General features: G+C 50.0%; 28 protein-coding genes. 15 read left to right on the top strand and 13 right to left on the bottom strand.

Annotated features, from left to right (window positions below):
- Window positions 1–2: 2 nt before the first annotated feature.
- Both ACQZQY_RS12955 and ACQZQY_RS12950 read left to right on the top strand, forming a co-directional pair.
- Window positions 3–845 carry a PTS mannose transporter subunit IID gene (locus ACQZQY_RS12955; RefSeq protein ID WP_056778904.1) on the top strand — a complete coding sequence of 281 codons (843 nt, stop codon included), beginning with the start codon at window positions 3–5 and terminating at the stop codon, window positions 843–845.
- Window positions 846–952: 107 nt separating this feature from the next.
- Window positions 953–1,411: a DUF986 family protein gene (locus tag ACQZQY_RS12950; protein ID WP_431295737.1), complete on the top strand. Its 459-nt coding sequence runs from the start codon at window positions 953–955 to the stop codon at window positions 1,409–1,411.
- 66 nt (window positions 1,412–1,477) lie between these two features.
- On the opposite strand, the gene rlmA is transcribed toward ACQZQY_RS12950, so the two are convergent.
- Window positions 1,478–2,317 (bottom strand): 23S rRNA (guanine(745)-N(1))-methyltransferase, encoded by an 840-nt coding sequence (rlmA, locus tag ACQZQY_RS12945; RefSeq protein ID WP_431295736.1) that lies wholly within the window; start codon window positions 2,315–2,317, stop codon window positions 1,478–1,480.
- A gap of 147 nt (window positions 2,318–2,464) precedes the next feature.
- Here rlmA and ACQZQY_RS12940 point away from each other — a divergent pair, with 147 nt between their 5' ends.
- Window positions 2,465–3,166, top strand: coding sequence for a polyphenol oxidase family protein (locus ACQZQY_RS12940; RefSeq protein WP_431295735.1), 702 nt, complete (start codon window positions 2,465–2,467; stop codon window positions 3,164–3,166).
- Window positions 3,167–3,219: 53 nt separating this feature from the next.
- Here ACQZQY_RS12940 and cspE read toward each other — a convergent pair whose 3' ends face one another.
- From cspE to ACQZQY_RS12925, 3 genes are all read right to left on the bottom strand, one after another.
- Window positions 3,220–3,429, bottom strand: coding sequence for a transcription antiterminator/RNA stability regulator CspE (gene cspE, locus ACQZQY_RS12935; RefSeq protein WP_002221949.1), 210 nt, complete (start codon window positions 3,427–3,429; stop codon window positions 3,220–3,222).
- Between the two features lie 41 nt (window positions 3,430–3,470).
- Window positions 3,471–3,587: a DUF2627 domain-containing protein gene (locus tag ACQZQY_RS12930; protein ID WP_072158134.1), complete on the bottom strand. Its 117-nt coding sequence runs from the start codon at window positions 3,585–3,587 to the stop codon at window positions 3,471–3,473.
- Between the two features lie 1,119 nt (window positions 3,588–4,706).
- Entirely contained in the window at window positions 4,707–5,696 is a 990-nt protein-coding gene (locus ACQZQY_RS12925; protein WP_122095663.1) for an MBL fold metallo-hydrolase, read from the bottom strand.
- A 185-nt stretch (window positions 5,697–5,881) separates the two neighbouring features.
- Here ACQZQY_RS12925 and ACQZQY_RS12920 point away from each other — a divergent pair, with 185 nt between their 5' ends.
- A complete protein-coding gene (locus ACQZQY_RS12920; RefSeq protein WP_122095664.1) occupies window positions 5,882–6,172 on the top strand; it encodes a hypothetical protein in 291 nt (96 codons plus the stop codon).
- Window positions 6,173–6,233: 61 nt separating this feature from the next.
- Here ACQZQY_RS12920 and ACQZQY_RS12915 read toward each other — a convergent pair whose 3' ends face one another.
- The 4 genes from ACQZQY_RS12915 to mgrB form a co-directional block, all read right to left on the bottom strand.
- Window positions 6,234–6,470, bottom strand: coding sequence for a DUF4060 family protein (locus ACQZQY_RS12915; RefSeq protein ID WP_013576199.1), 237 nt, complete (start codon window positions 6,468–6,470; stop codon window positions 6,234–6,236).
- Window positions 6,471–6,602: 132 nt separating this feature from the next.
- Window positions 6,603–6,917, bottom strand: coding sequence for a phage protein NinX family protein (locus ACQZQY_RS12910; RefSeq protein ID WP_056778885.1), 315 nt, complete (start codon window positions 6,915–6,917; stop codon window positions 6,603–6,605).
- Window positions 6,918–7,049: 132 nt separating this feature from the next.
- Window positions 7,050–7,322 (bottom strand): YebO family protein, encoded by a 273-nt coding sequence (locus tag ACQZQY_RS12905; protein WP_056778882.1) that lies wholly within the window; start codon window positions 7,320–7,322, stop codon window positions 7,050–7,052.
- A 114-nt stretch (window positions 7,323–7,436) separates the two neighbouring features.
- Window positions 7,437–7,559 (bottom strand): PhoP/PhoQ regulator MgrB, encoded by a 123-nt coding sequence (gene mgrB / locus ACQZQY_RS12900; RefSeq protein WP_240993898.1) that lies wholly within the window; start codon window positions 7,557–7,559, stop codon window positions 7,437–7,439.
- Between the two features lie 765 nt (window positions 7,560–8,324).
- Here mgrB and ACQZQY_RS12895 point away from each other — a divergent pair.
- Together ACQZQY_RS12895 and ACQZQY_RS12890 are read left to right on the top strand one after the other, a co-directional pair.
- Window positions 8,325–11,018 carry an autotransporter outer membrane beta-barrel domain-containing protein gene (locus ACQZQY_RS12895; protein ID WP_431295734.1) on the top strand — a complete coding sequence of 898 codons (2,694 nt, stop codon included), beginning with the start codon at window positions 8,325–8,327 and terminating at the stop codon, window positions 11,016–11,018.
- Window positions 11,019–11,195: 177 nt separating this feature from the next.
- A complete protein-coding gene (locus ACQZQY_RS12890) occupies window positions 11,196–11,432 on the top strand; it encodes a YobH family protein (protein WP_431295733.1) in 237 nt (78 codons plus the stop codon).
- A gap of 61 nt (window positions 11,433–11,493) precedes the next feature.
- Here the strand turns inward: ACQZQY_RS12890 and ACQZQY_RS12885 are convergent, their stop codons facing one another.
- Window positions 11,494–11,739 carry a DUF2766 family protein gene (locus ACQZQY_RS12885; protein ID WP_056778871.1) on the bottom strand — a complete coding sequence of 82 codons (246 nt, stop codon included), beginning with the start codon at window positions 11,737–11,739 and terminating at the stop codon, window positions 11,494–11,496.
- Window positions 11,740–11,942: 203 nt separating this feature from the next.
- Here ACQZQY_RS12885 and ACQZQY_RS12880 point away from each other — a divergent pair, with 203 nt between their 5' ends.
- The 3 genes from ACQZQY_RS12880 to ACQZQY_RS12870 all read left to right on the top strand — a co-directional run bounded on the left by ACQZQY_RS12880 (window position 11,943) and on the right by ACQZQY_RS12870 (window position 14,263).
- Entirely contained in the window at window positions 11,943–12,134 is a 192-nt protein-coding gene (locus ACQZQY_RS12880) for a YebW family protein (RefSeq protein WP_056778868.1), read from the top strand.
- A 128-nt stretch (window positions 12,135–12,262) separates the two neighbouring features.
- Window positions 12,263–13,903 (top strand): ABC transporter substrate-binding protein, encoded by a 1,641-nt coding sequence (locus ACQZQY_RS12875; RefSeq protein ID WP_431295732.1) that lies wholly within the window; start codon window positions 12,263–12,265, stop codon window positions 13,901–13,903.
- A 144-nt stretch (window positions 13,904–14,047) separates the two neighbouring features.
- Window positions 14,048–14,263, top strand: coding sequence for a hypothetical protein (locus tag ACQZQY_RS12870; protein ID WP_122095668.1), 216 nt, complete (start codon window positions 14,048–14,050; stop codon window positions 14,261–14,263).
- 79 nt (window positions 14,264–14,342) lie between these two features.
- Here ACQZQY_RS12870 and ACQZQY_RS12865 read toward each other — a convergent pair whose 3' ends face one another.
- Window positions 14,343–14,630: a sigma-S stabilization anti-adapter protein IraP gene (locus ACQZQY_RS12865; RefSeq protein WP_056778857.1), complete on the bottom strand. Its 288-nt coding sequence runs from the start codon at window positions 14,628–14,630 to the stop codon at window positions 14,343–14,345.
- 350 nt (window positions 14,631–14,980) lie between these two features.
- Between ACQZQY_RS12865 and ACQZQY_RS12860 the strand changes: the two genes are divergently transcribed.
- Entirely contained in the window at window positions 14,981–15,163 is a 183-nt protein-coding gene (locus tag ACQZQY_RS12860) for a hypothetical protein (RefSeq protein WP_056779172.1), read from the top strand.
- A 51-nt stretch (window positions 15,164–15,214) separates the two neighbouring features.
- On the opposite strand, the gene ACQZQY_RS12855 is transcribed toward ACQZQY_RS12860, so the two are convergent.
- Both ACQZQY_RS12855 and icd read right to left on the bottom strand, forming a co-directional pair.
- Complete coding sequence (locus tag ACQZQY_RS12855) at window positions 15,215–16,720, bottom strand: sensor domain-containing diguanylate cyclase (RefSeq protein WP_431297188.1); 1,506 nt, start codon at window positions 16,718–16,720, stop codon at window positions 15,215–15,217.
- A gap of 241 nt (window positions 16,721–16,961) precedes the next feature.
- Window positions 16,962–18,215, bottom strand: a complete 1,254-nt coding sequence (gene icd, locus ACQZQY_RS12850; RefSeq protein ID WP_056778851.1) for an NADP-dependent isocitrate dehydrogenase — start codon at window positions 18,213–18,215, stop codon at window positions 16,962–16,964.
- A 132-nt stretch (window positions 18,216–18,347) separates the two neighbouring features.
- Here icd and rluE point away from each other — a divergent pair, with 132 nt between their 5' ends.
- The 5 genes from rluE to purB all read left to right on the top strand — a co-directional run bounded on the left by rluE (window position 18,348) and on the right by purB (window position 22,956).
- The gene (gene rluE / locus ACQZQY_RS12845) at window positions 18,348–18,974 is read left to right on the top strand and encodes a 23S rRNA pseudouridine(2457) synthase RluE (protein WP_431295731.1); all 627 of its coding nucleotides are present in this window, start codon (window positions 18,348–18,350) and stop codon (window positions 18,972–18,974) included.
- Complete coding sequence (locus ACQZQY_RS12840; protein ID WP_431295730.1) at window positions 18,967–19,413, top strand: NUDIX hydrolase; 447 nt, start codon at window positions 18,967–18,969, stop codon at window positions 19,411–19,413. The genes rluE and ACQZQY_RS12840 overlap by 8 nt, the downstream gene beginning before the upstream one ends.
- A gap of 220 nt (window positions 19,414–19,633) precedes the next feature.
- The gene (gene mnmA, locus ACQZQY_RS12835) at window positions 19,634–20,743 is read left to right on the top strand and encodes a tRNA 2-thiouridine(34) synthase MnmA (protein WP_431295729.1); all 1,110 of its coding nucleotides are present in this window, start codon (window positions 19,634–19,636) and stop codon (window positions 20,741–20,743) included.
- Between the two features lie 192 nt (window positions 20,744–20,935).
- Window positions 20,936–21,562 carry a high frequency lysogenization protein HflD gene (gene hflD, locus ACQZQY_RS12830; RefSeq protein WP_056778839.1) on the top strand — a complete coding sequence of 209 codons (627 nt, stop codon included), beginning with the start codon at window positions 20,936–20,938 and terminating at the stop codon, window positions 21,560–21,562.
- Between the two features lie 23 nt (window positions 21,563–21,585).
- Window positions 21,586–22,956, top strand: coding sequence for an adenylosuccinate lyase (gene purB / locus ACQZQY_RS12825; RefSeq protein WP_056778838.1), 1,371 nt, complete (start codon window positions 21,586–21,588; stop codon window positions 22,954–22,956).
- A gap of 55 nt (window positions 22,957–23,011) precedes the next feature.
- On the opposite strand, the gene ACQZQY_RS12820 is transcribed toward purB, so the two are convergent.
- A complete protein-coding gene (locus ACQZQY_RS12820) occupies window positions 23,012–24,376 on the bottom strand; it encodes a glycoside-pentoside-hexuronide (GPH):cation symporter (protein ID WP_431295728.1) in 1,365 nt (454 codons plus the stop codon).
- Window positions 24,377–24,668: the final 292 nt, after the last annotated feature.

The following is a 24,668-nucleotide window of genomic DNA, read 5'->3' as shown; positions in this document are numbered from 1 at the left end:
ACATGGTTGATAAAACTGAAGTTAAAAAACTCACGGCAAGCGACATTCGCGGTGTGTTTATGCGCTCCAACCTTTTCCAGGGGTCATGGAACTTCGAACGTATGCAGGCTCTGGGCTTCTGCTTCTGTATGGTGCCTGCAATTCGTCGTCTCTATCCTGAAAATAACGACGATCGCAAAGCGGCGATCAAACGCCATCTGGAATTCTTCAACACCCATCCTTACGTTGCAGCGCCTGTTTTGGGTGTAACGCTGGCGATGGAAGAACAGCGTGCCAACGGCGCACCTATCGACGACGCAGCCATCAACGGTCTGAAAGTCGGTCTGATGGGGCCTCTGGCCGGTGTGGGTGACCCGATTTTCTGGGGTACTGTGCGTCCGGTGTTTGCTGCGCTGGGTGCAGGTATCGCGATGACCGGGAGTCTGCTCGGACCGTTGCTGTTCTTTATTCTGTTCAACGTAGTGCGCCTGCTGACCCGTTATTACGGCGTGGCATATGGCTATAAAAAAGGTGTCGATATCGTTAGTGATATGGGCGGCGGCTTCCTGCAAAAACTGACTGAGGGGGCGTCGATTCTCGGCCTCTTTGTCATGGGGGCGCTGGTTAACAAATGGACCCACGTTAACATCCCGCTGGTGGTATCGAAAATTACTGACCAGACAGGCCACACCACGGTCACCACGGTACAGACGATTCTGGACCAGCTGATGCCAGGTCTGGTGCCATTGCTGCTGACCTTCGGCTGTATGTGGTTGCTGCGTAAGAAAGTGAACGCGTTGTGGATCATCGTTGGCTTCTTCGCCATCGGTATCTTCGGTTACTGGATTGGCCTGTTAGGTCTCTGATAACCACAAGCCGGGGGATCACTCCTCCGGCTTTTTTATTGCCTTAATTTGCCCATTTCTGATTTTATTTAGTTTTGCCTGTTGGCAGTGAGCTGGAGTTTTTTTTCATGTCCGTGACCGATATCGTCCTCGTCCTCTTCATCGTGCTGCTGCTGGCTTATGCCATTTACGACGAATTCATCATGGGAACCCGCAACGGAAAAACACGTCTGAGAGTCAATCTCCGACGCCGTAACAAACTGGATTCCATCATTTTTATTGGTCTGCTGGCGATACTGCTTTACAACAATATTCAGGCGAATGGCACGCCTTTGACTAATTTCCTGTTGATCGGCCTGGGGCTGGTCGCGTTCTACCTTTCTTTTATTCGCTGGCCAAAGTTGCTGTTCAAACCTGCGGGTTTTTACTTCGCCAATGCGTTCATTACCTACGACCGGATCCGTGGCATGAACCTCTCAGAAGATGGCGTGCTGGTGTTTGAACTGGAACAGAAGAAGTTATTGATTCGCGTAAACGAGTTGGACGATCTGGAAAGGATTTACAAAATCATGGTTGAAAATCAATAGACTGACCTTCAACCACTGAATGCCGTGAGCGGACTGACGCCGCACAGTGCGACGCTCAGACTGAAATTATGAGTGGCCGCTCTCGTCATCCGCTTTACGCTGGTACAACCTGATAACGAAATCAGTTTCACACTCGAAAGCCTGCTCTGCCTTGAGATTTTTCATCACCTCTTCGGTGGCACGCCACGCAAATGGCGTCATCTGCAATAAATCAAATGCCTCCGCGCCGTTAAGCTGCATCCCGTAAGCCAGCGACTCCGTTGCCACGCGCTCAAATCCTTCCAGCTGTTCATCCAGTTCGGCATGCAGTTGCACATCCTGATAAATCAGCCCTTTCAGCTGATAAAGATGACGTGGCCCTGGTGCGACGGTTAAGACTATGCCACCCGGTTTTAACGCGCGGTACAGCTCCTGAGCCTTACACGGCGCGTAGATACGCACTACGGCATCCAGCGAGGCTGCGGCGAAGGGTAAGCGGTGGCTGGAGGCGACACAGAATGACACAGCGTGGTAGCGCTTGGCCGCATAGCGAATCGCGACTTTTGCCACATCCAGACCAAACACTTTCATCGCGCGCGTTTGCATCAGGCGCTCTGCGATGGCCGTGGTGTAATACCCTTCCCCGCATCCGATGTCGAGTAGCGTAACGGCACTTTGCGGCAACACATCATCAAGAATGGTCATCAGACGGTCGCGCAGCGGCTGATAATGACCGGCGTCCAGAAAAGCACGTCGCGACATCATCATTTCGGTGCTGTCCCCCGGTTGCTTCGAACGCTTGTGCTGCACGGGCATCAGATTGACGTAGCCTTCCTTTGCATGATCGAACTGATGATTTTCCGGGCAACGCCATTGCTGGCCGGTCAGCTCAAGAGGCTGGAAACAAAGTGGACACTGATAAGTCATGCGGGAAACCTGCAAGGAAAGTCTGAAGGGGCGAATATTCGCAATAAGGTTAAGTCTAAAGAAGGCGACTTGCGGTTGCAACTGCTGGAAAATCGGGTGGAAAGCCAGCTACACTGGTGCCATAACATTTTATTAACGAGACTTGAGATGAGTGACAGCTCAGCCTTACTCCGTCAAATCCCCGGTATTCTTCATGGTTTCGGCGACAAACGTGCCCTGCTTCCCGCCGGGTTACAACCGTATGAGGCCACCCGTCCGGTAAAAAAACAGGTGCATGGCGTCAGGATTGTGGATGTCTCCCGGCCAGAGCAGGCCTGTGGTGAAGCTGATGGGCTTTTCACGTCCACACCCGGCATTCTTCTGACTGTGTACACGGCAGACTGCCTGCCGGTCATTTTCAGCCGTAAAGATGGTCAACACATCGGGGTGGTGCACGCCGGCTGGCGCGGGCTTATCGACGGAATTCTGGAGCAGGTCGCGGCCCGCATTACGCTGTCAGGCGATACCGCCGACTGGGTTGCCTCTGTTGGCCCGGCGGCGGGGGCCTGCTGCTATGAAGTCAGCCAGGAGCTGAACGATACCTTTATACAGCGCCTCGATTTGCCTGCGTCGCTGATTTCTCCCCGGCCCCGTCATCTTGATTTAGCCGCTATCGCACAAGCCAAGTTACTCGCACTCGGTTTCACTGAAACAGACCGAGCAGGCCGCTGTACCATTTGTACGCCGGATGAAACCGGACAAGGGTTCCACTACACCAGTTTTCGTCGCAACAGCCATCAGCGTGCGTTGAATCCATCGCATCCCGGGATCAGCGGGCGAAATCAGCAGTCGGGGATCATCATCCTCTGAATGCCGGACACAAAAAAACCCGCCTTAGCGGGTTTTTTTACAGCTGACGCTGCTTAGATTGCAGTTACGTTAACTGCAGACGGGCCTTTCTGGCCGTCCTGGATTTCGAACTCTACGTTCTGGCCTTCAGCCAGAGTTTTGAAGCCATTACCCTGGATTGCAGAGAAGTGTACGAACACGTCTTTGCTGCCGTCAGCAGGAGTAATGAAACCGAAACCTTTAGACTCGTTGAACCACTTAACTTGACCTTTGATCTTTGCCATCTTGAGTATTTCCTTTGGATTGTTTAAACCGCCCGTAGGCGTTACATAGACAAACTAGAGTCGTTACTGCTTGAGGCACTAAGATAAGAATCGGCAGAGAAGCGGTATTCAACGTGAACGTCTTTACTCAGAACTTCTATACTGAAAATGCCACACATATACAGAACTGTACCTCGTTTTACCCAGAAGGGTTATCACATACTCTGAATTCGATGGCAAGCCATTTTTAATCAGCGATGGACATGTCGCACATATTTGAGCCGCTTAATGGCACTTCGTGTTCAGTTAAGCTGAAATATGTTGATAGACATGCTTTTTTCTGCTTTACAGGCACAGCGGTATATCAAACAAAACAATAACGACCTTTTTCGATTATTGATCATTTAATGCAGAACCGTAAGCGTAAAAAACATCTTTATTTGAATTTTTATGGAGAAACTGACTACAGAAGCCTTACACATCAGCCTTCAGCGCCACCTCCACGGGCAGGCTGCTGACAGTGAAGCCGGTTACCGGTGCGACCCGAACTTAAACCCTCCCCACTTTCGGCGCAATTTTTGTCCCCACCTGCATTGTGACTGGTTATGCAATAATCAATAACGCCATCGATGAATAAAATGGTGCAATAAAAACAAGGAAAAGAAATAAATGCACCTTAACTGTGCGTCTTCAGAGGGGCACAGATATTATTGCTTCAGAATTTTTCCTGAAGGCTTCCAATTCCAGAAACCCTGTTCACAATATGTATATTACTTACTCAGCGTTTTTTACATTATAATGAATTAAATTTTGCGACTTAGTTAAATTAGCATTAACATTTCGCCTGTTATTTGAGCAGCCTTATTCAATAATAAAATATCATTATAATTAATAATTATTTAATACCGTGACCTGCCTCGCAAAAAATCTATTTTCCCGAACACAATCGGGTGAAGGCTTTTGCGTCTGAACTTGCTGCATAGCTCACTGTAAAATCCGCGAAAAATCTCGTCTGCGGCAGCTCCGGTGCGCTTTTCTGTTCCGGTTCAGCACAAATCTCTTTGTCTGTAAGCGTTAAGCGATGTCTTGCGGTGATAAACACCCTATTTCACCGTCAGACATGCCAATATCCTGTCTGCACCGCTCTCCAGAAAACGCGATTTAGCGTTATTTATTATAAATACTAACAATTCATTAACCCCTTCATTGATTAAGGTGAAGCATTGCCGCCGCTCAGGTGATAATACTTCTCATTAATAAACATAATCCCTCAGGCGTGATGAGCAACATTCCTGCTTTCACTCTTTAGATATGCTTGCTCCCATTTTTAATGGCTTGAAATTCATTTCTGGATTAACGCTTTGAGCAATCGCCTGGGTTAATTCCTTTAAGGGCTGATCAAGAGATTCATCCGCTAATTCAAAAACGCCCCAATGGATCGGCACAGCTTTGTGACAACGCAGTTCTGAAAACACCCCGACAGCCTGCTGCGGATCCATATGCTGCGCGCTCATGAACCATCTTGGTGCATAAGCACCTATCGGAATGGCCGCCAAATCGAAGGGGCCCAGGCGCTGCCCTATCACTTCAAACTGATTGCTGTAACCACTGTCGCCTGAGAAATAAAAACGCATTGCCGGATGTGCAACCACCCAACCACACCACAGGGACTGATTGCGATCCCAGGGGGTCCTCATGCTCCAGTGGCGCGCCGGTACGGCTGAAAAGGTCATTTCGCCAAACTGCCGTTCCTCCCACCAGTCAAGCTCCTCCACAAACTTAGCGCCGCGTTTTTCCAGCCATCTTTTCATACCGAGAGGCACCATAAACTGTACCTGCGGGAAACGACGCAACAGTTTACGCACCGTGGTTTTATCCAGATGGTCATAGTGATTATGTGAAAAAAGCACCACATCAATGGGAGGGAGTTGGCTGACCGCCGCCGGAACCGGCGTTTTACGTTTAGGGCCGTAAAACCTCAACGGCGACGCCCGTTCTGAAAGCGCCGGGTCCGTGAGAATGTATCGCCCCGCAACGCGTAACAACAAACAGGCATGGCCCAGAAACCATAATCGGTCATCAGTGCCGCTGAAGTCGGCCTGTTGCCACCATTGAGCAACAAAATGATCATAGCCCTTCTCCGGCGGGACAGGCAGTTGCTGCGCTTTCCGCTCCTGCTGCCAGCGTTTCAAATCGCCCTTCTGGCGATTATGTGGCTCGATGTTGGTGAAGCCTTCGGGTGTGTGATGACTTTTGGACGGATCGTAATACGGATTTTTACCCGGCATATAACTCCTGATGATTGTCATTCAAGGGGCGTCAGCGCCTCCTTTATCCGGATTAATTATCATACTTCCCGATATCACCACAGGCTAAAAGTGCAACATTGTGTGGGACTGCGAGTGGAGGAGGGAGTTAAGAAGATCTTAATAACTCTGTGTTTAACTGGTGACGTTCAAAAAGGAGGACATTTATGACCCGGAATACAACCGATCGCCGCAGCTCATTTTCTGCGCGTTTGACCCATATTATGCAAATTCAGACGCAATACGGACGCTTATGGCTTCGCTCCCGCTTTCGCCGGATGAGCGTTCCGCCAGCCCTTAAGCTTGTCACATTCGCTGTTTTCAGCCTGCTGATACTGGCGCTGACGGGAACAATGCTGCTGATGTTTGATCTTATCGCGATGGTTTTCCGCACGCTAAAGCGCCCTTTCCCGCGCGGCGGTTTCCGTCAGCCCCCTCTCATCAGGAAAGCCCTGTAAAACAAAAACCGTGCAGGAAGAGCCCGGCACGGTTTGAAGTAAAATTGATGTACGCTGATTATCAGGCAGGCATACCGCAAAGTTTGGTCAGATTTCTGGCTCCGATCATGAGAGTAGCAACATAGGATTGTCTGCGGGTCACCACTTCTACCGCAACACGCGCATCTTTATATTTGATGAGATAAGTCGAAGGCCAACCCTGACGCCGTTTGCCATAGGCTTTTTCATGACTATCGATAGCTGCGTGAGCAACCACCAGATGGGAGAGAGTTTTATCACCTTTAATGATGCGCTTCATAATGGACTCCGCCTTAGACACAACTGTCAAAATGAGGAAACATTAATCACTTGATACTCATCGCTTTGCGCGACGCTTATTCGAATCACTTCTTTGCAAAACCTTGTCACAATCTGAGTATCTCTGCGCTTTTTACTCTGCGCAAGCCTTACTTTCTTTACTTAGCAGGAAACAGACCATGGCTGCCCGCAATGGACGTTTACTTTGCGCCTGCCACTGGCCATGAGGGCTTTGAATTTCTGCAAGCCAAAGAGGATCGCTCTGTAACTCTTTAAAATTTATGCTGATTTTGTTGGCGCAAATAATAGGCCACGCGTCGGAGGGATTGTTGCAATAATCTTTGCCTTTGATGCCGCCGTAGGGATACCACTTCTCAGGCTCTTCCCCGGTCAGTAAGGCGATACTGTGGTTTACATCGGTGTCGTTTTCTTCAGACCATTTAATCATCGGTTCTTCCCTCTCACAGAGCACATGCGTGGAGACTACCGGATGATTAAGACAGATTTATGAATGGAAGGTCCAGGCGGTCATGAGCAAGTGAAGGGTAAAAACCCGCACGGGGCGGGTCAGTAAAACCACTTATCTTTCAGGAATAAAACCACGCAGGCTGAGAGCGGAATCCTCTTCTGCGTCGGCAACAGGCTCGGCGCCTTTTGCCCTGGCGGTCAGGATCTTGAGCAACTCCGTTTGCTGACGTTGCTGCTCAGCAATTTCCTGAAGCAATTCAATCTGCTGGTTTGCCCTGACACTGGCCCGGCTGACAAAGAACCAGACCAATAAGAATAACAGCGCTGAAAGTGCACACAGCGCCAATGAAGCCAGGCTGTTTTGGCCCATAGCGAAATCAAACATTTACGACCCTACCACTGGATGTTCTGAGCGCACATCTTATCATTCCCGACGGGACAGTGAAGTGGATCACAAAAAAACAGGAATTTCTTACGCAGGGCTCACGGCTGGCGGCGTTTAAAAAGGGATAAAGGAGGTGATGGCGCACACGCCGAGGTCAAAGTTCCCCCCCTGATCGCAGTAGCTGTTGAGCGCCATCAGGTAAAGGCCAACGCAAATAAGCAGGAAAAGAACGAACACGACGATCTTCCTGAACTTGAAAACAGGTTTTTTCAATTTGATTGCGGTTCTCTTCTGGTTTACTGCGCGTCTGTCAGGGCTCAATGGCAACGTCCAACATGATATGGAACAGATTTCCATAGTACGACGGAAATCTTAAACAACGATATAACGAAGCGCGGCCTTTTGCACACAGATTGGCGTGAAATAATCACGTACGTAAATCATACATAAAAATTCATAATTCTTATCAATATATTGACCTCTTACCTGCTTGATCTGAATCAAATAAAAACGAATCTCTCTGCTCCGCGCGCTGTTCATTATTTCATTGTGTTGTTTCCTGAAAAGAGATTTTTTTAATCAATTTATATTTACGCGGATTTCCGAATAATAAAGACTGAATAAACCGAAAATAATTTCATCCTGAAAATGGTTCAGTGCTGACTGAGCGCCTTATTCTCTGGTCAACGTCACTGTGTATCATGATTTTTCTTTGGCGCCCTCTCACACTTTAAAGCAAGTTATAACTACCATTTGGAAATTATAGAGAAATACGCTGCTTTAAATAACACTAATAAACATCAATTCCTTTTGACGTATAAAAAAATAATTCATTTTTCCCTCTGTTTTCTTTGAACTTATTTATTGAATTACACACCTCATTAAAATATTATCCCGCCGTCGAACAGGTATTCTGTCTCTTCGTTATATAAATGAAAGCATAATAACCGGGGTCATTCCCGGTTGATTCATGCTGATGATTTTTTGTTGAGGGATTAATAAATGCATGCATGGAATAAAAAGTTCTTCGTTTCTAAAATAGCGCTGGCCTGCGCTGTTGCAGTCGCTGCACCTGCGGCGATGTCAGCCGACATCTCCGGTACCGTATATGACACGTTCTATCATGACTCTACACTGGCGAATCATATTGGCTATCGTGGTTATGCGGATAATGATGGTGCAGATAACGGTTACGTTGGCGGAGACATCTACTCTTCAATCAATAATGCTGTGGTGAACGGCGTTATCTCAACTCACTATTTGGGCTTTGATAACGGCACAAATAATACGCTCAATATCACTAACACTACCGTCAACGGCATGATCACCTCAGAGTGCATGACCACTGATTGCGGTACTGCACGAAATGATTATGATCAGTCTCCATTACAGCTGACTATCGATAACTCCACCATTAATGATACATACGAACATTTCGACTACGACGTTACTGACGCTAATAAAGTTCGTGACCATGAAACCCTGAATACCTATGACATGGGTGTGGCCGTGACATTGGATCAGGAAAGTAATATCGTCATCCAAAATAACTCACACGTTGCTGGCATTGCACTGTCGCAAGGTTACGAATGGGTTGATACCGACGTTAATAACGCGAACACGTTCGATAATAACCTGACCGTTAATGATTCCGTGCTCACTTCCGGTTCTTATACCGAATTGCAGACCAGCGGATTCTACGGTCAGTCTGACAAGCCAAGCGATTACGGTAATATCAGTGCAAATGGCGTTGCTGCTGACGATGTCGCCTTATCGGTTGTCGCCAATGCAACAGCTGATAATGCTATGAAAACCAATGCTGTTTTCAATAATTCCACGATCACAGGCGATGTTTCTTTCGTCAGTACCTTCGATGAAAACTATTATCCTGGCGGCCAGGACAACAATGCTGATGGGGTGCCGGATAGTAATGGCTGGGACGACACAGACGAACTGAACCTGACGCTGAATAACGGCAGTAAATGGGTCGGTGCGGCAATCTCTGACGTTGACGCAGATGCCTATCTCTATGACCGCTCAGCTAACAGCATCTGGCCTGGATCTGTCTTAAGCGACACAACGGGTTACCTGATTGGCAAAGATGTTTACCAAAGCGGCCTGTTTAATATTGCTCTGGATAATGGTTCAGAATGGGACACGACCAAGATGTCTAACGTTGACAATCTGACCGTAGACCACAAATCACAAGTCAACGTTGCTGAGTCTGGCTTGCTGGCGGACAACATTTCTCTGGCTAACCAATCCAGCCTGAAAATCGCTGCACATGGTGCAGTCTATACCAATGCCCTGAACCTGAACTCAGGCAGTAAAGCGACGCTGACAGAAGAATCAGCCTCCCTGTATGCCAATACCGTCACCGTAGGCAACGGTTCTGAGCTGAATTTAGGCGCAGGCCAGGTTGATACGCACAATATGGTGCTGACCGACGACGGTACGTTTAACACCGGCAGCCGCGAATATGTGCTGAACGCCGACCTGAACAATGCACGTGACAAAACTGCCGCTGATTATGTTTACGACCGCGGGACTATCGGCATGAATTCCGATGGTCACCTGGCCGTAAATGGTGTGGCTGACGGTAACTATCAGGTGCGTATCAACAACGCAACGGGCGAAGGCCGTGTCGCGGATTACCAGAACAAAGAGCTGATCCGCACTTATGGGGGTAACGCCTCCTTCACCCACGCAAATTCCGCTGATCTGGGCGCCTACAAATATCAGGCCCAACAAGTTGGCGATACCGTGGTTCTGGCTAAACAAGGCATCACGTCTACTGCGAACGCTGCGCTGAGCCTGCCTTCTTCCAACGCTGCAACCTGGCATATGGAGCAGGATACCCTGAGCAACCGTATGGATAGCTCTCGTCATACCCAGGGTAATGACAAAGGCGGCGTCTGGGTGAATTACTTCGGTGGTCAGCAGAACGGTGACAATGGCGTTGTTGATTACGATCAGGACGTTAACGGCATCATGGTCGGTCTTGATACCGTGACAGAAGGTGGCGGCGATCGTCAGTGGCTGGTGGGTATGGCGGCAAGCTTCGCGAAATCCAGCCTTTCTATGGATGATGCAGACGCAGACACTGACAGCCAGTCAGCACGCGTTTACTCCAGCCTGGACTTCAAAAATGGCGTATTCATTGATACCTCTCTGAGCTACAGCCACTTCAGCAACTCGACTGACAGCACCATGAGCGATGGTCAGCAGGTTTCTGGCGATAGCACTACCGATGCCTGGGGCTTTGGTCTGAAAGCCGGTTATGACTGGAAATTCGCGCCACAAGCTTACCTGACACCTTATGCAAGTATCACAGGCGTGTTCATCGGCGATGACGACTACAGCATGAGCAACAACATGAAAGTCAGCGATCAGGCCTATGACAGCATGCGTTACGAACTGGGTGGGAATATCGGCTACACCTTCGATCTGGGTGCCGATCAGGCGATCAGCCCTTATGCAACGCTGGCGTATGTCTATGAAGATGCCAATAACGATGCAGATATCAACGGTGACCGTATCGACAACGGTATCGATGGTTCCGCAGTTCGCGTTGGTTTAGGTGGACAGTTCGATATGAGCAAAAACTTCACCATTTACGCAGGCGCTAACTACCTTGGCGGCAGCGATGTTGACCAACCCTGGGCTGCAGATCTGGGTATGAAATACCGCTGGTAAGTGCTGTTCTGAATTGACGCAATGACATCAATTGGCTCCTTTTCAGGGGCCAATTTTTTGCTTTGACATAAAGAAAGCCAGATTAAGACTCTGCTGAGATGACAACGCACCAGAAATAACATCTACTCTGTTTATCAATATCCTGAATGTCAGGATAGATAATCAGGAGTTTCTCGAATGAGTGTTATCAAAGGCATTATTGTGCTGGCCGTTATTTATGCGATTTTTCTGTTTTCGGGCTACGGTGTTACCGTTGGCAGCAGTGAAAATGCAGCGGGCTTAGGCCTTAAATGTCAGTATCTGACGGCCAGAGGGATTGTCAGTTCGCAGTATATTCATTCGGACAGCGGCGTGATTGGTGTGGCGAATTGCCCGATTTTCAAGCAAATGGGTGAAGTGGTCGATAATAAATAACGCAGGCTTTCCGATCTTCCACGTTGTGATGCCTGTCTGACAGGCATCACAACGTTGGATATCAGCTGTCGTGTTTCGTGAATTTAAGCTCGATGAGTGAAATCGCTTTTTCGATAGCACGTTTGGTCACCGGATCAGCTCCAGCCGGGTGATGATTAAAATCGATACTTTTTAACTGATGAGACATTTTGTCGCGCACTTCAGCAGGCGCAATAATCTCAATCACATCCAAAATTTGCTTAATCACCAACTGGCAGGCGACCAGATCAGACTCATATTCTTGTTCTCTGGTTAAAGCGTCAGACATCGGGTGCTCCTTTCATCAAGATCATTCGTAAAAATTATGGCCGCGAGGATATCACGCTCTCTGATTAAATTCTCGCTACGCTAAATAACAGCCCCGCTCTCGCGCTTCAGCGAACAATTAAACAGCAAACAAACATCGACATATGTTGTTAACGGCAGAATGCTTCTATGCTTATCCTTGCGGGAAAAGGAAGGAGGAGCGCTATGTTTGCACTTGTGTTGACCATTTGTTATCTGGGAGGGGGTTGCGAAGAATTTGTCGTGGATGCCTTTAATACTCAGCAACAATGTACCCTCGCGATGCAACAACAGGGGCTGCGTCAGGCAGGTTGTTATCCTATCGAAGATTTCATCGATGGTTACTGGATCCCTGCGCATGACAATGCTGACTTTTGATGCAGTGCGTGAGCATTCACAGAGTCACTACTAATAATCTCATAAAGATTGCTAAACTGCCCGAACAACGGTATGAATATCCTGTTACTCATTGATATTTAACCATATTGACAGGGCAGGAAATGGCAATGACGATACGTAAAACTTATGGCTGTTTTAAAAAGCTACCGTTCGCACTCCTTCTTTCAACCAGCTTTCTGACTTCTTTTTCTACCTGGGCCGCGAATGTTCCCGCAGGCGTCGAACTGGCTGCAAAACAAGAAATCGTCCGCAATAACGGCAGTGAACCGGCATCACTGGATCCGCACAAAGTAGAAAGTGACGTTGAATTCAATATTCTCAGTGACCTGTATGCCGGGCTGATAACGATTGACGACAACGGCAATGCACAGCCTTCGCTGGCGGGCAGTTGGGAAACGAAAGACAACATCACCTGGGTCTTCCATCTTCGTCCCGGGATTGTCTGGTCTGATGGGAAGCCGATCACCGCGCAGGATGTGGTTTTCAGCTGGCAACGCCTGATCGATCCAAAAACCGCCTCACCTTATGAAAGCTACCTCGGCAGCATGCATGTGCTGAATGCGGGCGACATTATTGGTGGCAAAAAAACACCGGATCAGCTGGGTATCAAAGCGCTTGATAAGCAGACCCTTGAAATTACCCTCGATCAGCCGCTCTCCTACTTCCTCGGTATGCTCGCCCACCCTTCTCTCTCGCCGATAAGTCAGGCCGATGTGGAGAAGTTCGGTGATAAATGGACGCAGCCAGGCAACATGGTCAGCAGCGGACCGTTCAAACTCGATACCTGGACAGTCAATGAACGCATCACTGCCGTCCGCAACCCTACCTACTGGGATAATTCGCACACGGTGATCAACAAGGTCACCTATTTACCTATCGCTTCTCCGACTGCGGACGTAAACCGATTCAAAGCCGGAGAAATCGACATTACGGCAACCATACCTGCAACCCTGTTTGCTTCACTGAAGAAAGAGCTGGGTTCGCAGGTGCATGTCAGCCCTTACCTTGCCGTTTACTACTACGCAATGAATACCCAAAAGCCGCCATTCAACGATGTTCGCGTGCGTAAGGCGCTGAATCTGGCGATCGATAAATCCATTATCGCCGATAAAGTATTAGGTCAGGGACAAACACCGGCCTGGCACTTGTCTCCGGATAACACCGGTGGGTTTACTTTCGCAAAACCGAAAGAAGCCAGTCTGACGCAAGAGCAACGTAATGAGGAAGCGAAGAAACTGCTGAAAGAGGCGGGCTTTGGCCCTGATCATCCGCTGAAATTCAACCTGCTTTACAACACTTCAGAATCACATCAGCGCATTGCTATCGCGGCCGCCTCGATGTGGAAAAAGAACCTTGGGGTAGATGCGACATTGCAGAATCAGGAATGGAAAACCATGCTTGATACCATGCATCAGGGCACCTATGACGTTGTCCGTTATGCCTGGATTGCAGACTACAACGAGCCATCCACCTTCCTGAATACCCTGCGCACCGGCAACAGTGAAAACACACCGAAATTCAGCAATGCTGCCTACGACAAAGCGCTGGATGATGCGCTGAAGGCCACCGACAAAGCCGATGTCGGTAAGGCTTATCAGCAAGCCGAGGAAGTGCTTACAGAGCAATCACCGGTCATTCCGTTGTATCACTATGTCAGCCCGCGGCTGGTGAAACCTTATGTCGGCGGTTTCAAAGACAACCTGCTGAACTACGTCTACACCAAAGATCTTTATGTGATTAAGCACTAACGCGTCCCGGCCTCTTCCGCTCACCCGGTGGAAGAGGCATCACAATTTTGCGCCACTTATCTCTTCCGCTTTCACCTCGCCCCCTCTTTGCCACCTGCGACTCAGATGATAGATTGTACGTAAATCACACAAACGGGAGCGATGATGAAATTCTCGGAAAGTGAGATACAACCACTATGGGATGAAGTTGCGCGGATTATTGGCGACGGCGTGATTCAGATGCGCCACAGAGGCGAGCCTCTGAGCGTTGATGCGCTGATTGGGTATCTTGATGGGCAACTGGCCAGCGCAACCGGCGTTCAGCGCCGGATACTGCTTGGTGCGGCGATCAACATGCTCAAAGCCGACCGCCGCTCCTGACCCCAGACACACAAAATCCTCGTCACCGTTACCGATGACGAGTCTGCTAAATTACGACGTCGTGCGACGTTACGTCACGTTATTTAGACTGCGCAGCGCGGCCTTGTGCAAACAGGAAAATGCGCTGAGTGATGTCATCCGCGCCGAGAATATTCCCTTTCTGCTCCAGATTGGCCCTGGCATACGCCATGTCGTGAGCCTGATCGACCATATTGATCACCCGGTCACGCGTGGATTTATCAAGTGTTCCTAACAGCGTCGTCAGAATGGCCTGATAAGCGTTTGAGGCGTAAGTGAGCTGCTTTTCACGTTGTTCCAGCGCGTCAATGCGAACCATCAGGGCCTGCAATTGTTCTTGATGCGTCATAGCGGCATCCTTCTTCACGAGTGGAAATAACCGGAGACAGCAGAGAAGGAGGATCTCCGCCGGTTACTTTTCTAAGTTTAGCAGAGTTATGAAAAGGAACGGCTTACCCGACACTTCGCCAATGTAAACCTTACATCAATGAGACTTTTAGCCCCTCTGACAGATGTAACCGTGACTTATCACAAACTCCCCGTCAGCAAAGCCACATTCCGGACCAACCGGTAACAGCGGCAGTAACTGCTTACAGATGCCGAAATGACAACGTGCAACCCGATGTGACATTTTCTGGCTCAGCACTATTTGTTCATTCAGGGGGATATGTGGGTAAGAAAACAATTTTTGGCGCAATCATGGCTGGCATGTTGCTGACCAGTTCATTTGCTCAGGCAGCAGGATGCCTGAAGGGGGCGGTGGTGGGTGGCGTGGCCGGACATCTTAAACATCACGCGGTGCTCGGCGCCGTGGCCGGGTGTGCCGTGGGGCATCATCTGGCAGCGCAGGCGAAAAAGCAGCAGGCTTCGGCGGCAAAATAACGCATGAACATCAGGGCCGGTGTTGCCCTGATGTTCATCGCGCAATCGGGGTTATTGCGAAATCACTACGCGATTGCGCCCTTCTTTCTTAGCTCTGTACAGCGCTTCATCCGCGCGCTTCAGCGCTTTGTCAGGCTCGCCCTGTTGCTGATTCCAGTACGCGACGCCGAGAGAAATGGTGATCGGCTGAATGCCTGGCAACGTCAGCGTTTCTACATTTTGTCGCAGACGTTCAGCAATCATTCCCGCTTCTGCAAGCGGCGTTCCCGGCAGCAAGACCAGAAACTCTTCGCCCCCCACACGGCACAAAATATCGCTTTCACGCGCACTGTGACGAATCTGCTCAGCCAGTGACTTGATCACTTCATCGCCGATATCATGGCCATAAGAGTCGTTAATTGCCTTAAAGTGATCGATATCGAGCGTGATGGCGGAAAACTGCTGACGCAGTTGTACAACGCTTTCGAGCGTCATCGCCAGCCCCCGTCGGTTGAACAAACCGGTCATCGGGTCAGTCTGTGTCTCGAATTTCAGCTTGCCGATTTTCTTTTGCAGCAGGCTGATGCCAATCAGCAACGCGCGCTTGAGCTGCGTAGATTCGAAATACCAGGAAGGAATTTCGCGAATATTGCTCGAAACATCCGGCTTATCCATCTCATTGGCGCTACGCGCAAGCAGCCAGAGAGGCCGCGCGATTAATCGGGAGAATAGCCAGACAATCAACAGCGTGACAATCGCCAGTGGCGTCAGATGCCGGAGAACTTTATACATCAGCCCCTCAAGCGGCTTTAGCGTGGCGTCGGTGGGTCGCTGCGTGACAATCTCCCACCCCGATGACGGAACCACCGCATACCCGGCCAGCATCGCCTTGCCGGCGAGGTTAGTGACCATCAGGCTACCGTTGGCACTGCTTTTTGGCGCCTCCGTCAGAGGGCGCGGCTTGACCACTTCTCCGACACGATTTGCATCCGGGTGATAAAGAATGCGCCGTTCATTATCAAGCACGGCGATATAGGAACCATCGCGGTAATAATGCTCGCCCAGCAGCTCGTTGAGGATGCTTTTCTGCCGCAAATAAATAGTGCCGCCAATGTAGCCCAGGTATTCCCCTTGCTCAGAAACTACCGGCGTTGAAATAACGATCACCAGGTTTTTAGCCAGAGAAATATAGGGTTTGCTGATCATTGGCCGCCGCATTTTGAGGGCTTCCAGCGCGCCCGGCGTGTTCACCGTGTGGCCGATAAGTTGCAGACTGTCAGGCGAGGTCGCGAGGATCTTTCCTTTCATGTTGGTGATCACGACCGAGTTAAAACTGTCGGTCTGATACTTCAGACGGGCGGTTTCTGCCTGCAATATTTTGGGATCGTCGAAATGACTCGCTGCGATAACACTGCTGTAAGCGAGCTGCTTTTGCATGCTTTTCAAAAACTGTTCAGTGCTGGCCGCCAGTTTTGCGGCATAGACACGGTTCTCTTCAAGCGTATTGTCGATTAACAACTGGCGCTGGACGCTGTAGCTGGCATAGAAGCTGTTTGCCAGCGTCACGAAGGCGCTCATGACGGCCAAACTGAGGATCAGGCGTCGAAGATCGATACGAAACAAGGAGTTGGAAAGGAATAAGCGCAACGAGAATTCAATCCACTGTCAAAAAAGTGGCTCATATTTAACACCCGCGGCCCGGATGCACAATAAGGCTGAAAAAATAAACAATAAGCCCCTGAAAATGAGATAAAAAAAGGGAACCCTCAGGTTCCCTCAGATAGCGTTAATCAGGCATCAGATTCTGATGACTGTCAGCTTACATATTGGCGATCATGTCGTCGGCAAACTCGCTACATTTACGCAGCTTAGCGCCTTCCATCAGACGTTCGAAATCGTAAGTCACGGTTTTAGCCGCGATTGCGCCTTCCATGCCTTTCACGATCAGGTCTGCCGCTTCGAACCATTCCATATGACGCAGCATCATCTCTGCAGACAGAATGATGGAACCTGGGTTCACTTTATCCTGACCCGCATATTTCGGTGCCGTACCATGAGTGGCTTCGAACAGCGCGCAATCAGAACCGATGTTTGCGCCCGGTGCGATACCGATGCCGCCAACCTGTGCCGCCAGGGCATCAGAGATGTAGTCACCGTTCAGGTTCATACAGGCAATAACGTCGTATTCAGCAGGACGCAGCAGGATCTGTTGCAGGAAGGCATCAGCGATGACGTCTTTGATGATGATGTCTTTACCGTTGTTCGGGTTCTTGATTTTCACCCACGGGCCGCCATCGATCAGCTCACCGCCGAACTCTTCACGCGCCAGCTGGTAGCCCCAATCCTTGAAGGCACCTTCGGTGAACTTCATGATGTTGCCTTTGTGAACCAGCGTCAGTGAATCACGATCGTTAGTGATGGTGTATTCAATCGCCGCACGAACCAGACGCTTGGTGCCTTCTTCGGAGCAAGGTTTGATGCCGATGCCGCATTCCTGTGGGAAACGGATTTTCTTCACACCCATTTCGTCTTGCAGGAATTTGATCACTTTGTCGGCTTCAGCAGAGCCGGCTTTCCATTCGATACCCGCATAGATATCTTCGGAGTTTTCACGGAAGATCACCATATCGGTATCTTCCGGACGTTTAACCGGGCTTGGCGTGCCGGTGTAATAACGCACCGGACGCAGACAGATGTACAGATCGAGCTGCTGGCGAAGGGCTACGTTCAGGGAGCGAATGCCGCCGCCAACTGGCGTAGTCAGTGGGCCTTTGATAGCAACACGGTAATCACGGATCAGATCCAGAGTTTCTTCTGGCAGCCATACGTCTTTGCCGTACAGTTCTACTGATTTCTCACCGGTGTAGATTTCCATCCAGGAGATTTTACGCTCACCTTTGTAGGCTTTCTGAACTGCCGCATCAACAACCTTGATCATGGCTGGAGTCACGTCAACGCCGATACCATCACCTTCGATGAATGGGATCACAGGATTATTAGGAATAACCAGTTTACCCTGAGCGTCTACTGTAATCTTTTTACCTTCAGCCGGAACAACTACTTTGCTTTCCATTAACCTCTCCTTCGAGCGCATTTTTGTTAAAAATTTGTAAGATGCCGGTTGATACTACTCGAATATTTCCCGCTAGCCAATCCGAAACATTTTTCAAGTATAATGCGCTAATTCTCTCTAACTTCAATGCCTATGAACCCGCTATCTTTTAAAAATCACAACGTTAAACGTTTCAGCAAACGGCCTACCAAAGAACAATCTGCCCCAAAAGGGCCGAGAAAAGTGATTCTCTTCAATAAACCGTTCGATGTACTGCCACAATTCACTGATGAGGCGGGTCGCGCGACACTAAAGGATTACATTTCGTTAACAGATGTCTATGCCGCAGGCCGTCTGGATCGCGACAGCGAAGGTTTACTGGTGTTGACCAACGATGGCAAACTGCAGGCTGCGCTGACACAACCGGGCAAGCGTACCGGGAAGATTTACTATGTTCAGGTCGAGGGTGAACCCGATGCTGCGGCGGTTGTGGCGCTGCGTGAGGGCGTTGTGCTGAAAGATGGTGCCACCCTGCCCGCTGGCGCTGAAATCGTTGATGAACCGGAATGGTTATGGCCGCGTCATCCGCCAATCCGTGAGCGCAAAGCGATCCCCACTGCGTGGCTGAAAATCACGTTGTACGAGGGGAGAAACCGGCAGGTGCGCCGCATGACGGCACACGTGGGTTTTCCGACGCTGCGTCTTATCCGTTACAGCATGGGCGAGTTTACACTCGGCGACTTACAACCCGGCCAATGGAAGGAAATTTCACATGTTTAAACCGCACGTTACCGTTGCCTGCGTCGTACAGGCTCAGGGAAAATTTCTGGTGGTGGAAGAAACCGTCCAAGGTAAAGTCACCTGGAACCAGCCCGCCGGTCATCTGGAGGCTGACGAAACATTAGTCAGCGCCGCGAAACGTGAATTATATGAAGAAACGGGCATTCATGCCGAACCTCAGTCGTTCCTTGGTCTGCACCAGTGGCAGGCACCGGACGGCACGCCCTTCCTGCGTTTCGCCTTCGTGATTGATCTGCCACACATGTCCGACACCGCGCCGCAGGACGACGACATCGATCAGTGCCGCTGGGTCACTGCCGAAGAGATTATGGGCTCCTCACAGTTGCGCTCGCCTCTGGTGGCGGAAAGCATCCGCTGTTACCAGCAATCCCCGCGTTACCCTCTGGAAATCCTGCACAATTTCAACCTGCCGGAATAACCTGCCGGGCCGGTTGTTGCTTTCCTGTGAATCAGCGATGCAGCAACCGGCCTGACGTGATAAAATTTCGCGCGTTCTTTTTTGCGTAATCTTTAAGAAGTAACCGATGTCCGGGTTGCTGTGGTGTTTTTTGTCGCGCGCGGCCTTCATCCTCGTGGGACAAATACCCTGAAAAACACCGTCAGCGCCGGGCAATTAATTCCTATGTTTCGGGACTATTATGTCTGACAACAGCCAGAAAAAAGTGATCGTCGGGATGTCCGGCGGTGTCGATTCCTCCGTATCTGCCTACCTTTTGCAACAGCAGGGTTATCAGGTCGAGGGCCTCTTCATGAAAAATTGGGAAGAGGATGACGACGAAGAGTATTGCACAGCAGCCACCGACCTCGCCGATGCGCAGGCCGTGTGCGACAAGCTGGGCATTGAACTGCACACCGTGAATTTCGCGGCGGAATATTGGGACAACGTGTTCGAATTATTCCTCGAGGAATATAAAGCCGGACGCACGCCGAACCCGGATATTCTGTGCAACAAAGAAATCAAATTTAAAGCCTTCCTCGAGTTTGCGGCAGAAGATTTGGGCGCGGATTACATCGCGACCGGTCACTATGTGCGCCGTCAGGATATCGACGGTGTCAGCCATTTGCTGCGTGGCGTTGATGGCAACAAAGATCAGAGTTATTTCCTCTACACGCTCGGTCACGAACAGGTCGCACAAAGCCTGTTCCCGGTGGGTGAACTGGAAAAACCGGAAGTCCGCCGCATCGCGGAAGAACTGGATCTGATCACTGCTAAGAAAAAAGACTCTACCGGCATCTGTTTTATCGGTGAGCGTAAATTCCGTGATTTCCTTGGCCGCTATCTGCCTGCACAACCGGGCGTGATTAAAAGCGTTGAGGGTCAGGTCATGGGCCAGCATCAGGGGCTGATGTATCACACGCTTGGTCAGCGTAAAGGTCTGGGCATCGGCGGCCAGAAAGACGGCAGCGAAGAGCCGTGGTACACGGTGGAAAAGGATGTGGAAAACAACATTCTTTACGTCGCGCAAGGCCATGAGCATCCGCGTCTGATGAACGTCGGTCTGATTGCCCAGCAGTTGCACTGGGTCGATCGCAAAACGCTGACCGCCCCGCTGACCTGTACGGTGAAAACCCGTTATCGTCAGGAAGATATTCCCTGTGTGGTGACGCCGCTCGGCGAAGACCGCATTGAAGTGCGTTTTGATGCGCCTGTTGCGGCCGTGACACCCGGCCAGTCAGCGGTATTTTACCTCGGTGAAATCTGTCTGGGCGGCGGCATTATCGAACAACGCCTGCCACTTCAGGTCTGATACTGAACAATCTGGCGCATGAATACGGGACGCTTTCGGGCGTCCCGCTTTATTTCTGCCCGCCTGTGACGTTCTGCACTGATTCCGAACTGTGTTTAGGGGCAGTTTTATGGCATGATCTGTCGCCATTAGTTTGGGCTATTTTCTTTGGCACCGCGTCTCATCGTTTCGAAAACGCTTACAGGAGTAAACGTGGCTAAAAATTACTATGACATTACGCTGGCATTGGCGGGGATCTGTCAGGCAGCACGCCTGGTTCAGCAACTGGCACATGACGGTCAGTGCGCTCAGGAAGAAATGTCAGTTTCACTGCGCAGCCTGCTGGAGATGAATCCGGCGTCCACGCTGGCGGTGTACGGTAATAATGAAGCCAATTTGAAGATGGGGCTGGAGACACTGTTAGGCGTGCTCAACGCCAACCGTCAGGGGCCTGGCGCTGAGTTAACGCGCTACGCATTAAGCCTGATGGTGCTGGAGCGCAAGCTTTATGCCAATAAGCCGGCGATGAATCAGCTTGGTGAACGCATCGATCAGCTCGACCGCCAGCTGGCACATTATGAGCTTGAATCCGACACCATGATAAGTTCACTGGCCTCAATTTATGTCGATGTCGTCAGCCCGGCCGGTCCGCGTATTCAGGTGACCGGTTCACCGGCCATTTTACAAAATTCTCAGGTGCAGGCGAAGGTTCGCGCTATTTTACTGGCCGGTATCCGTTCCGCTGTGCTGTGGCATCAGGTCGGCGGTGGCCGCCTGCAGCTGATGTTTTCCCGTAATCGTCTGTTTGAACAGGCGAAAAATATTCTCGCTCATTGTTAATAAGATCCCAGGAGTTGCTACCGATGGAATTATCCTCACTGACCGCCGTTTCCCCCGTTGATGGACGCTACGGTGATAAAGTCAGCGCGCTGCGCACTATTTTCAGCGAATTTGGCCTGCTGAAATTCCGTGTGCAGGTTGAAGTACGTTGGCTGCAAAAACTGGCCGCCTGTGCAGAAATCAAGGAAGTTCCTGCTTTTGATGCCGACGCAAACGCTTTCCTTGACCAGTTAGTGGCCAATTTTGATGTCAACGATGCGCAGCGCATCAAAGACATCGAAAAGACCACCAACCATGACGTCAAAGCGGTGGAATATTTCCTGAAAGAGAAAGTGGCTGCCATCCCTGCCCTGCACGCGGTGTCTGAGTTCATCCACTTCGCCTGCACCTCAGAAGACATCAATAACCTGTCCCACGCACTGATGCTGCAAACGGCACGTCAGGACGTTGTACTGCCGTACTGGAAACAAATTATTGATGCGGTCAAAGGTCTGGCGCATAAATACCGCGACATTCCGCTGCTGTCCCGCACCCACGGCCAGCCTGCGACGCCATCCACCATCGGTAAAGAACTGGCTAACGTCGCTTATCGTATGGATCGCCAGTTTAAGCAGCTGGAAAACGTTGAAATTCTGGGGAAAATCAACGGTGCTGTCGGCAACTATAATGCCCACATCGTTGCCTATCCGGAAGTGGACTGGCACCAGTTCAGCGAAGAGTTTGTGACCTCTTTAGGCGTGACATGGAACCCGTACACCACGCAGATCGAACCGCATGATTACATCGCGGAATTGTTCGACTGCGTGGCACGTTTCAACACCATTCTGATCGACTTCGACCGCGACATCTGGGGTTACATTGCCCTGAACCACTTCAAACAGCGCACCATCGCTGGCGAAATCGGTTCTTCCACCATGCCGCACAAAGTCAACCCAATCGACTTTGAAAACTCAGAAGGTAACCTGGGTCTGTCCAACGCCGTATTGCAGCACCTGGCGAGCAAACTGCCGGTATCACGCTGGCAGCGCGACCTGACCGACTCCACCGTACTGCGTAACCTCGGCGTGGGTCTGGGCTATGCGCTGATCGCTTATCAGGCAACCATGAAAGGTGTCAGCAAGCTGGAAGTGAACGAAGCGAATCTGGCGAATGAACTGGATCACAACTGGGAAGTGCTGGCCGAGCCAATCCAGACCGTGATGCGCCGTTATGGCATTGAAAAGCCTTATGAAAAACTGAAAGAACTGACGCGCGGCAAGCGTGTTGATGCTGCGGGTATGCAGACGTTCATCGATTCTCTCGAATTACCGGAAGAAGAGAAAGTCCGCCTGAAAGCCATGACACCGGGCAATTACATTGGCCGTGCAACCAAAATGGTTGATGAACTGAAGTAATGTTCTCTTCACGGACGCGCCAGCTCAGCGGGCGCGTCCGTGTTGTTTGTAAGGCTTAACTCTGGGTCTGGAATTTACTTTGACGCAAATCGCCGATGATGTCGTTCATCCGGTCTTCCGTTAAACGGTAATAGCGGATGGAGAACGCGGTAATCAGATAGAAAAGTGCCGGTAAAACGGTAAACAGAATTAATACACCCCGTATCGCTTCTGCTGACTGTTGTTCAACGCCTGCCTGATAACCAAACCATGCCAGCCCCCAACCTGTCAGCGCACCACCGATTGCCACGCCGAGTTTAATCACGAAAATATTCGCCGCAATATTCATGCCCGTAATACGACGTTGCGTTTTCCACTCGCCATAGTTATTGGCATCGGTAATCATTGACCATTGCAGCGGTGCATTTATACCCTGTAATAAATTCAGCGCGATATGCACGATAAATGCGGGGATCCAATATTCTGTTGGCAGTACAAAGAATAATAACCCGACCAGCGCACTTAATACGTTAACCCATACGGAAGCACGGATTTTACACATCCAGGTACCCAGTGATTTCGCGAATAAACTCCCGATAACAGAAGCGACTGTCGTTGCCAGCATAAAGATAGAAATAATACCGCTGCCCTGATGCAACACATATTGTACGAAATACACCAGCAGGCTTCCGCGAACTACTACCCCACATAGCATGGCAAGATTATAGACAGACAGGATCCGCCACTGGTCATTTTTCATCAGAATACGCACATCGCGAAGGATATTCATATTCTCTTCTTTGACGGGCGTAATACGCTCACGCGTGGTCAGGAAGCAGGTCAGGAACATCAGGCAACCAATCACACCAAAAATCCCCATCGCCCACTGCATGCCGGTGGCGCGATCGCCGGGAGCGATAAAATCAGCCAACGGCAGGATGAGCGCAGTCCCCATTGCGCCACCGATAGGAGCAATCGCAAAGCGCCAGGACTGGAGTGACAGGTTGTCCTGCGGGTCTGCGGTAATTGCTGCCCCTAACGAACAGTAAGGAATATTGATTGCCGTATACATGATGGTCATGAAGATATAGGCCAGCACCGCGTAAACAATTTTCGCCGTTTGTCCGAAGTCAGGTGTGGAATACACCAATACGCAACTCACGGCAAAAGGCACACAAATAATCAGTAACCAGGGGCGGAAACGTCCCCAGCGACTTTTCGTCTGATCGGCAATTGCGCCCATTATCGGATCAGTAATCGCATCAAGTATGCGCACCACCAAAAATAGCGTGCCCATCACGGCGGGAGAAAGTCCGTAAATATTGGTATAAAAGTAAGCCAGAATTGCGACAGAGGAATCAAAAACGATATGGCTTGCCGCATCACCTAATCCAAAACCCAGCTTTTCTTTGTTGGTGATCCTTTCAGTTAACGCTGACATGCATTCACCTTAATTTTTAAATTAGAATTCCTTTGTCTTTATAATTCCTGACATTGAAGCGGGATATTCTGATATTTCACTTATGTTTTATGCTTTTAATCAAATGTGACGCAGGCACGGCTTATTCCTGCTTTTTGTAATAAACAAAATTAATATATTCGAGCCGCATCACATTTAAGGGAGAAAACCAAAAAACATAAGTTGGATGGGGGTTTCGGCAATTGTTGTGTTTGCTTTGCCCTACCAGTATTGATGGTCAGAAAACATATCCGCGCCGTCGTGCGGATGGCAA

The sequence above is a fragment of the Rahnella sp. PAMC25559 genome, assembly GCF_050632365.1.
GTDB classification, from domain to species: domain Bacteria; phylum Pseudomonadota; class Gammaproteobacteria; order Enterobacterales; family Enterobacteriaceae; genus Rahnella; species Rahnella rivi.
The sequence above is the reverse complement of the archived record's forward strand: the minus strand, read 5'-3'. Positions and strand labels throughout refer to the sequence as shown.

Bases quoted from the DNA above. Each gene is read 5' to 3' on its own strand.
- ACQZQY_RS12955 (WP_056778904.1), top strand. From the start codon at position 3: ATGGTTGATAAAACTGAAGTTAAAAAACTCACGGCAAGCGACATTCGC.
- ACQZQY_RS12950 (WP_431295737.1), top strand. From the start codon at position 953: ATGTCCGTGACCGATATCGTCCTCGTCCTCTTCATCGTGCTGCTGCTG.
- rlmA (WP_431295736.1), bottom strand. From the start codon at position 2,317: ATGACTTATCAGTGTCCACTTTGTTTCCAGCCTCTTGAGCTGACCGGC.
- ACQZQY_RS12940 (WP_431295735.1), top strand. From the start codon at position 2,465: ATGAGTGACAGCTCAGCCTTACTCCGTCAAATCCCCGGTATTCTTCAT.
- cspE (WP_002221949.1), bottom strand. From the start codon at position 3,429: ATGGCAAAGATCAAAGGTCAAGTTAAGTGGTTCAACGAGTCTAAAGGT.
- ACQZQY_RS12930 (WP_072158134.1), bottom strand. From the start codon at position 3,587: ATGTGTGGCATTTTCAGTATAGAAGTTCTGAGTAAAGACGTTCACGTT.
- ACQZQY_RS12925 (WP_122095663.1), bottom strand. From the start codon at position 5,696: ATGCCGGGTAAAAATCCGTATTACGATCCGTCCAAAAGTCATCACACA.
- ACQZQY_RS12920 (WP_122095664.1), top strand. From the start codon at position 5,882: ATGACCCGGAATACAACCGATCGCCGCAGCTCATTTTCTGCGCGTTTG.
- ACQZQY_RS12915 (WP_013576199.1), bottom strand. From the start codon at position 6,470: ATGAAGCGCATCATTAAAGGTGATAAAACTCTCTCCCATCTGGTGGTT.
- ACQZQY_RS12910 (WP_056778885.1), bottom strand. From the start codon at position 6,917: ATGATTAAATGGTCTGAAGAAAACGACACCGATGTAAACCACAGTATC.
- ACQZQY_RS12905 (WP_056778882.1), bottom strand. From the start codon at position 7,322: ATGTTTGATTTCGCTATGGGCCAAAACAGCCTGGCTTCATTGGCGCTG.
- ACQZQY_RS12895 (WP_431295734.1), top strand. From the start codon at position 8,325: ATGCATGCATGGAATAAAAAGTTCTTCGTTTCTAAAATAGCGCTGGCC.
- ACQZQY_RS12890 (WP_431295733.1), top strand. From the start codon at position 11,196: ATGAGTGTTATCAAAGGCATTATTGTGCTGGCCGTTATTTATGCGATT.
- ACQZQY_RS12885 (WP_056778871.1), bottom strand. From the start codon at position 11,739: ATGTCTGACGCTTTAACCAGAGAACAAGAATATGAGTCTGATCTGGTC.
- ACQZQY_RS12880 (WP_056778868.1), top strand. From the start codon at position 11,943: ATGTTTGCACTTGTGTTGACCATTTGTTATCTGGGAGGGGGTTGCGAA.
- ACQZQY_RS12875 (WP_431295732.1), top strand. From the start codon at position 12,263: ATGACGATACGTAAAACTTATGGCTGTTTTAAAAAGCTACCGTTCGCA.
- ACQZQY_RS12870 (WP_122095668.1), top strand. From the start codon at position 14,048: ATGAAATTCTCGGAAAGTGAGATACAACCACTATGGGATGAAGTTGCG.
- ACQZQY_RS12865 (WP_056778857.1), bottom strand. From the start codon at position 14,630: ATGACGCATCAAGAACAATTGCAGGCCCTGATGGTTCGCATTGACGCG.
- ACQZQY_RS12860 (WP_056779172.1), top strand. From the start codon at position 14,981: ATGGCTGGCATGTTGCTGACCAGTTCATTTGCTCAGGCAGCAGGATGC.
- ACQZQY_RS12855 (WP_431297188.1), bottom strand. From the start codon at position 16,720: ATGAGCGCCTTCGTGACGCTGGCAAACAGCTTCTATGCCAGCTACAGC.
- icd (WP_056778851.1), bottom strand. From the start codon at position 18,215: ATGGAAAGCAAAGTAGTTGTTCCGGCTGAAGGTAAAAAGATTACAGTA.
- rluE (WP_431295731.1), top strand. From the start codon at position 18,348: ATGAACCCGCTATCTTTTAAAAATCACAACGTTAAACGTTTCAGCAAA.
- ACQZQY_RS12840 (WP_431295730.1), top strand. From the start codon at position 18,967: ATGTTTAAACCGCACGTTACCGTTGCCTGCGTCGTACAGGCTCAGGGA.
- mnmA (WP_431295729.1), top strand. From the start codon at position 19,634: ATGTCTGACAACAGCCAGAAAAAAGTGATCGTCGGGATGTCCGGCGGT.
- purB (WP_056778838.1), top strand. From the start codon at position 21,586: ATGGAATTATCCTCACTGACCGCCGTTTCCCCCGTTGATGGACGCTAC.
- ACQZQY_RS12820 (WP_431295728.1), bottom strand. From the start codon at position 24,376: ATGTCAGCGTTAACTGAAAGGATCACCAACAAAGAAAAGCTGGGTTTT.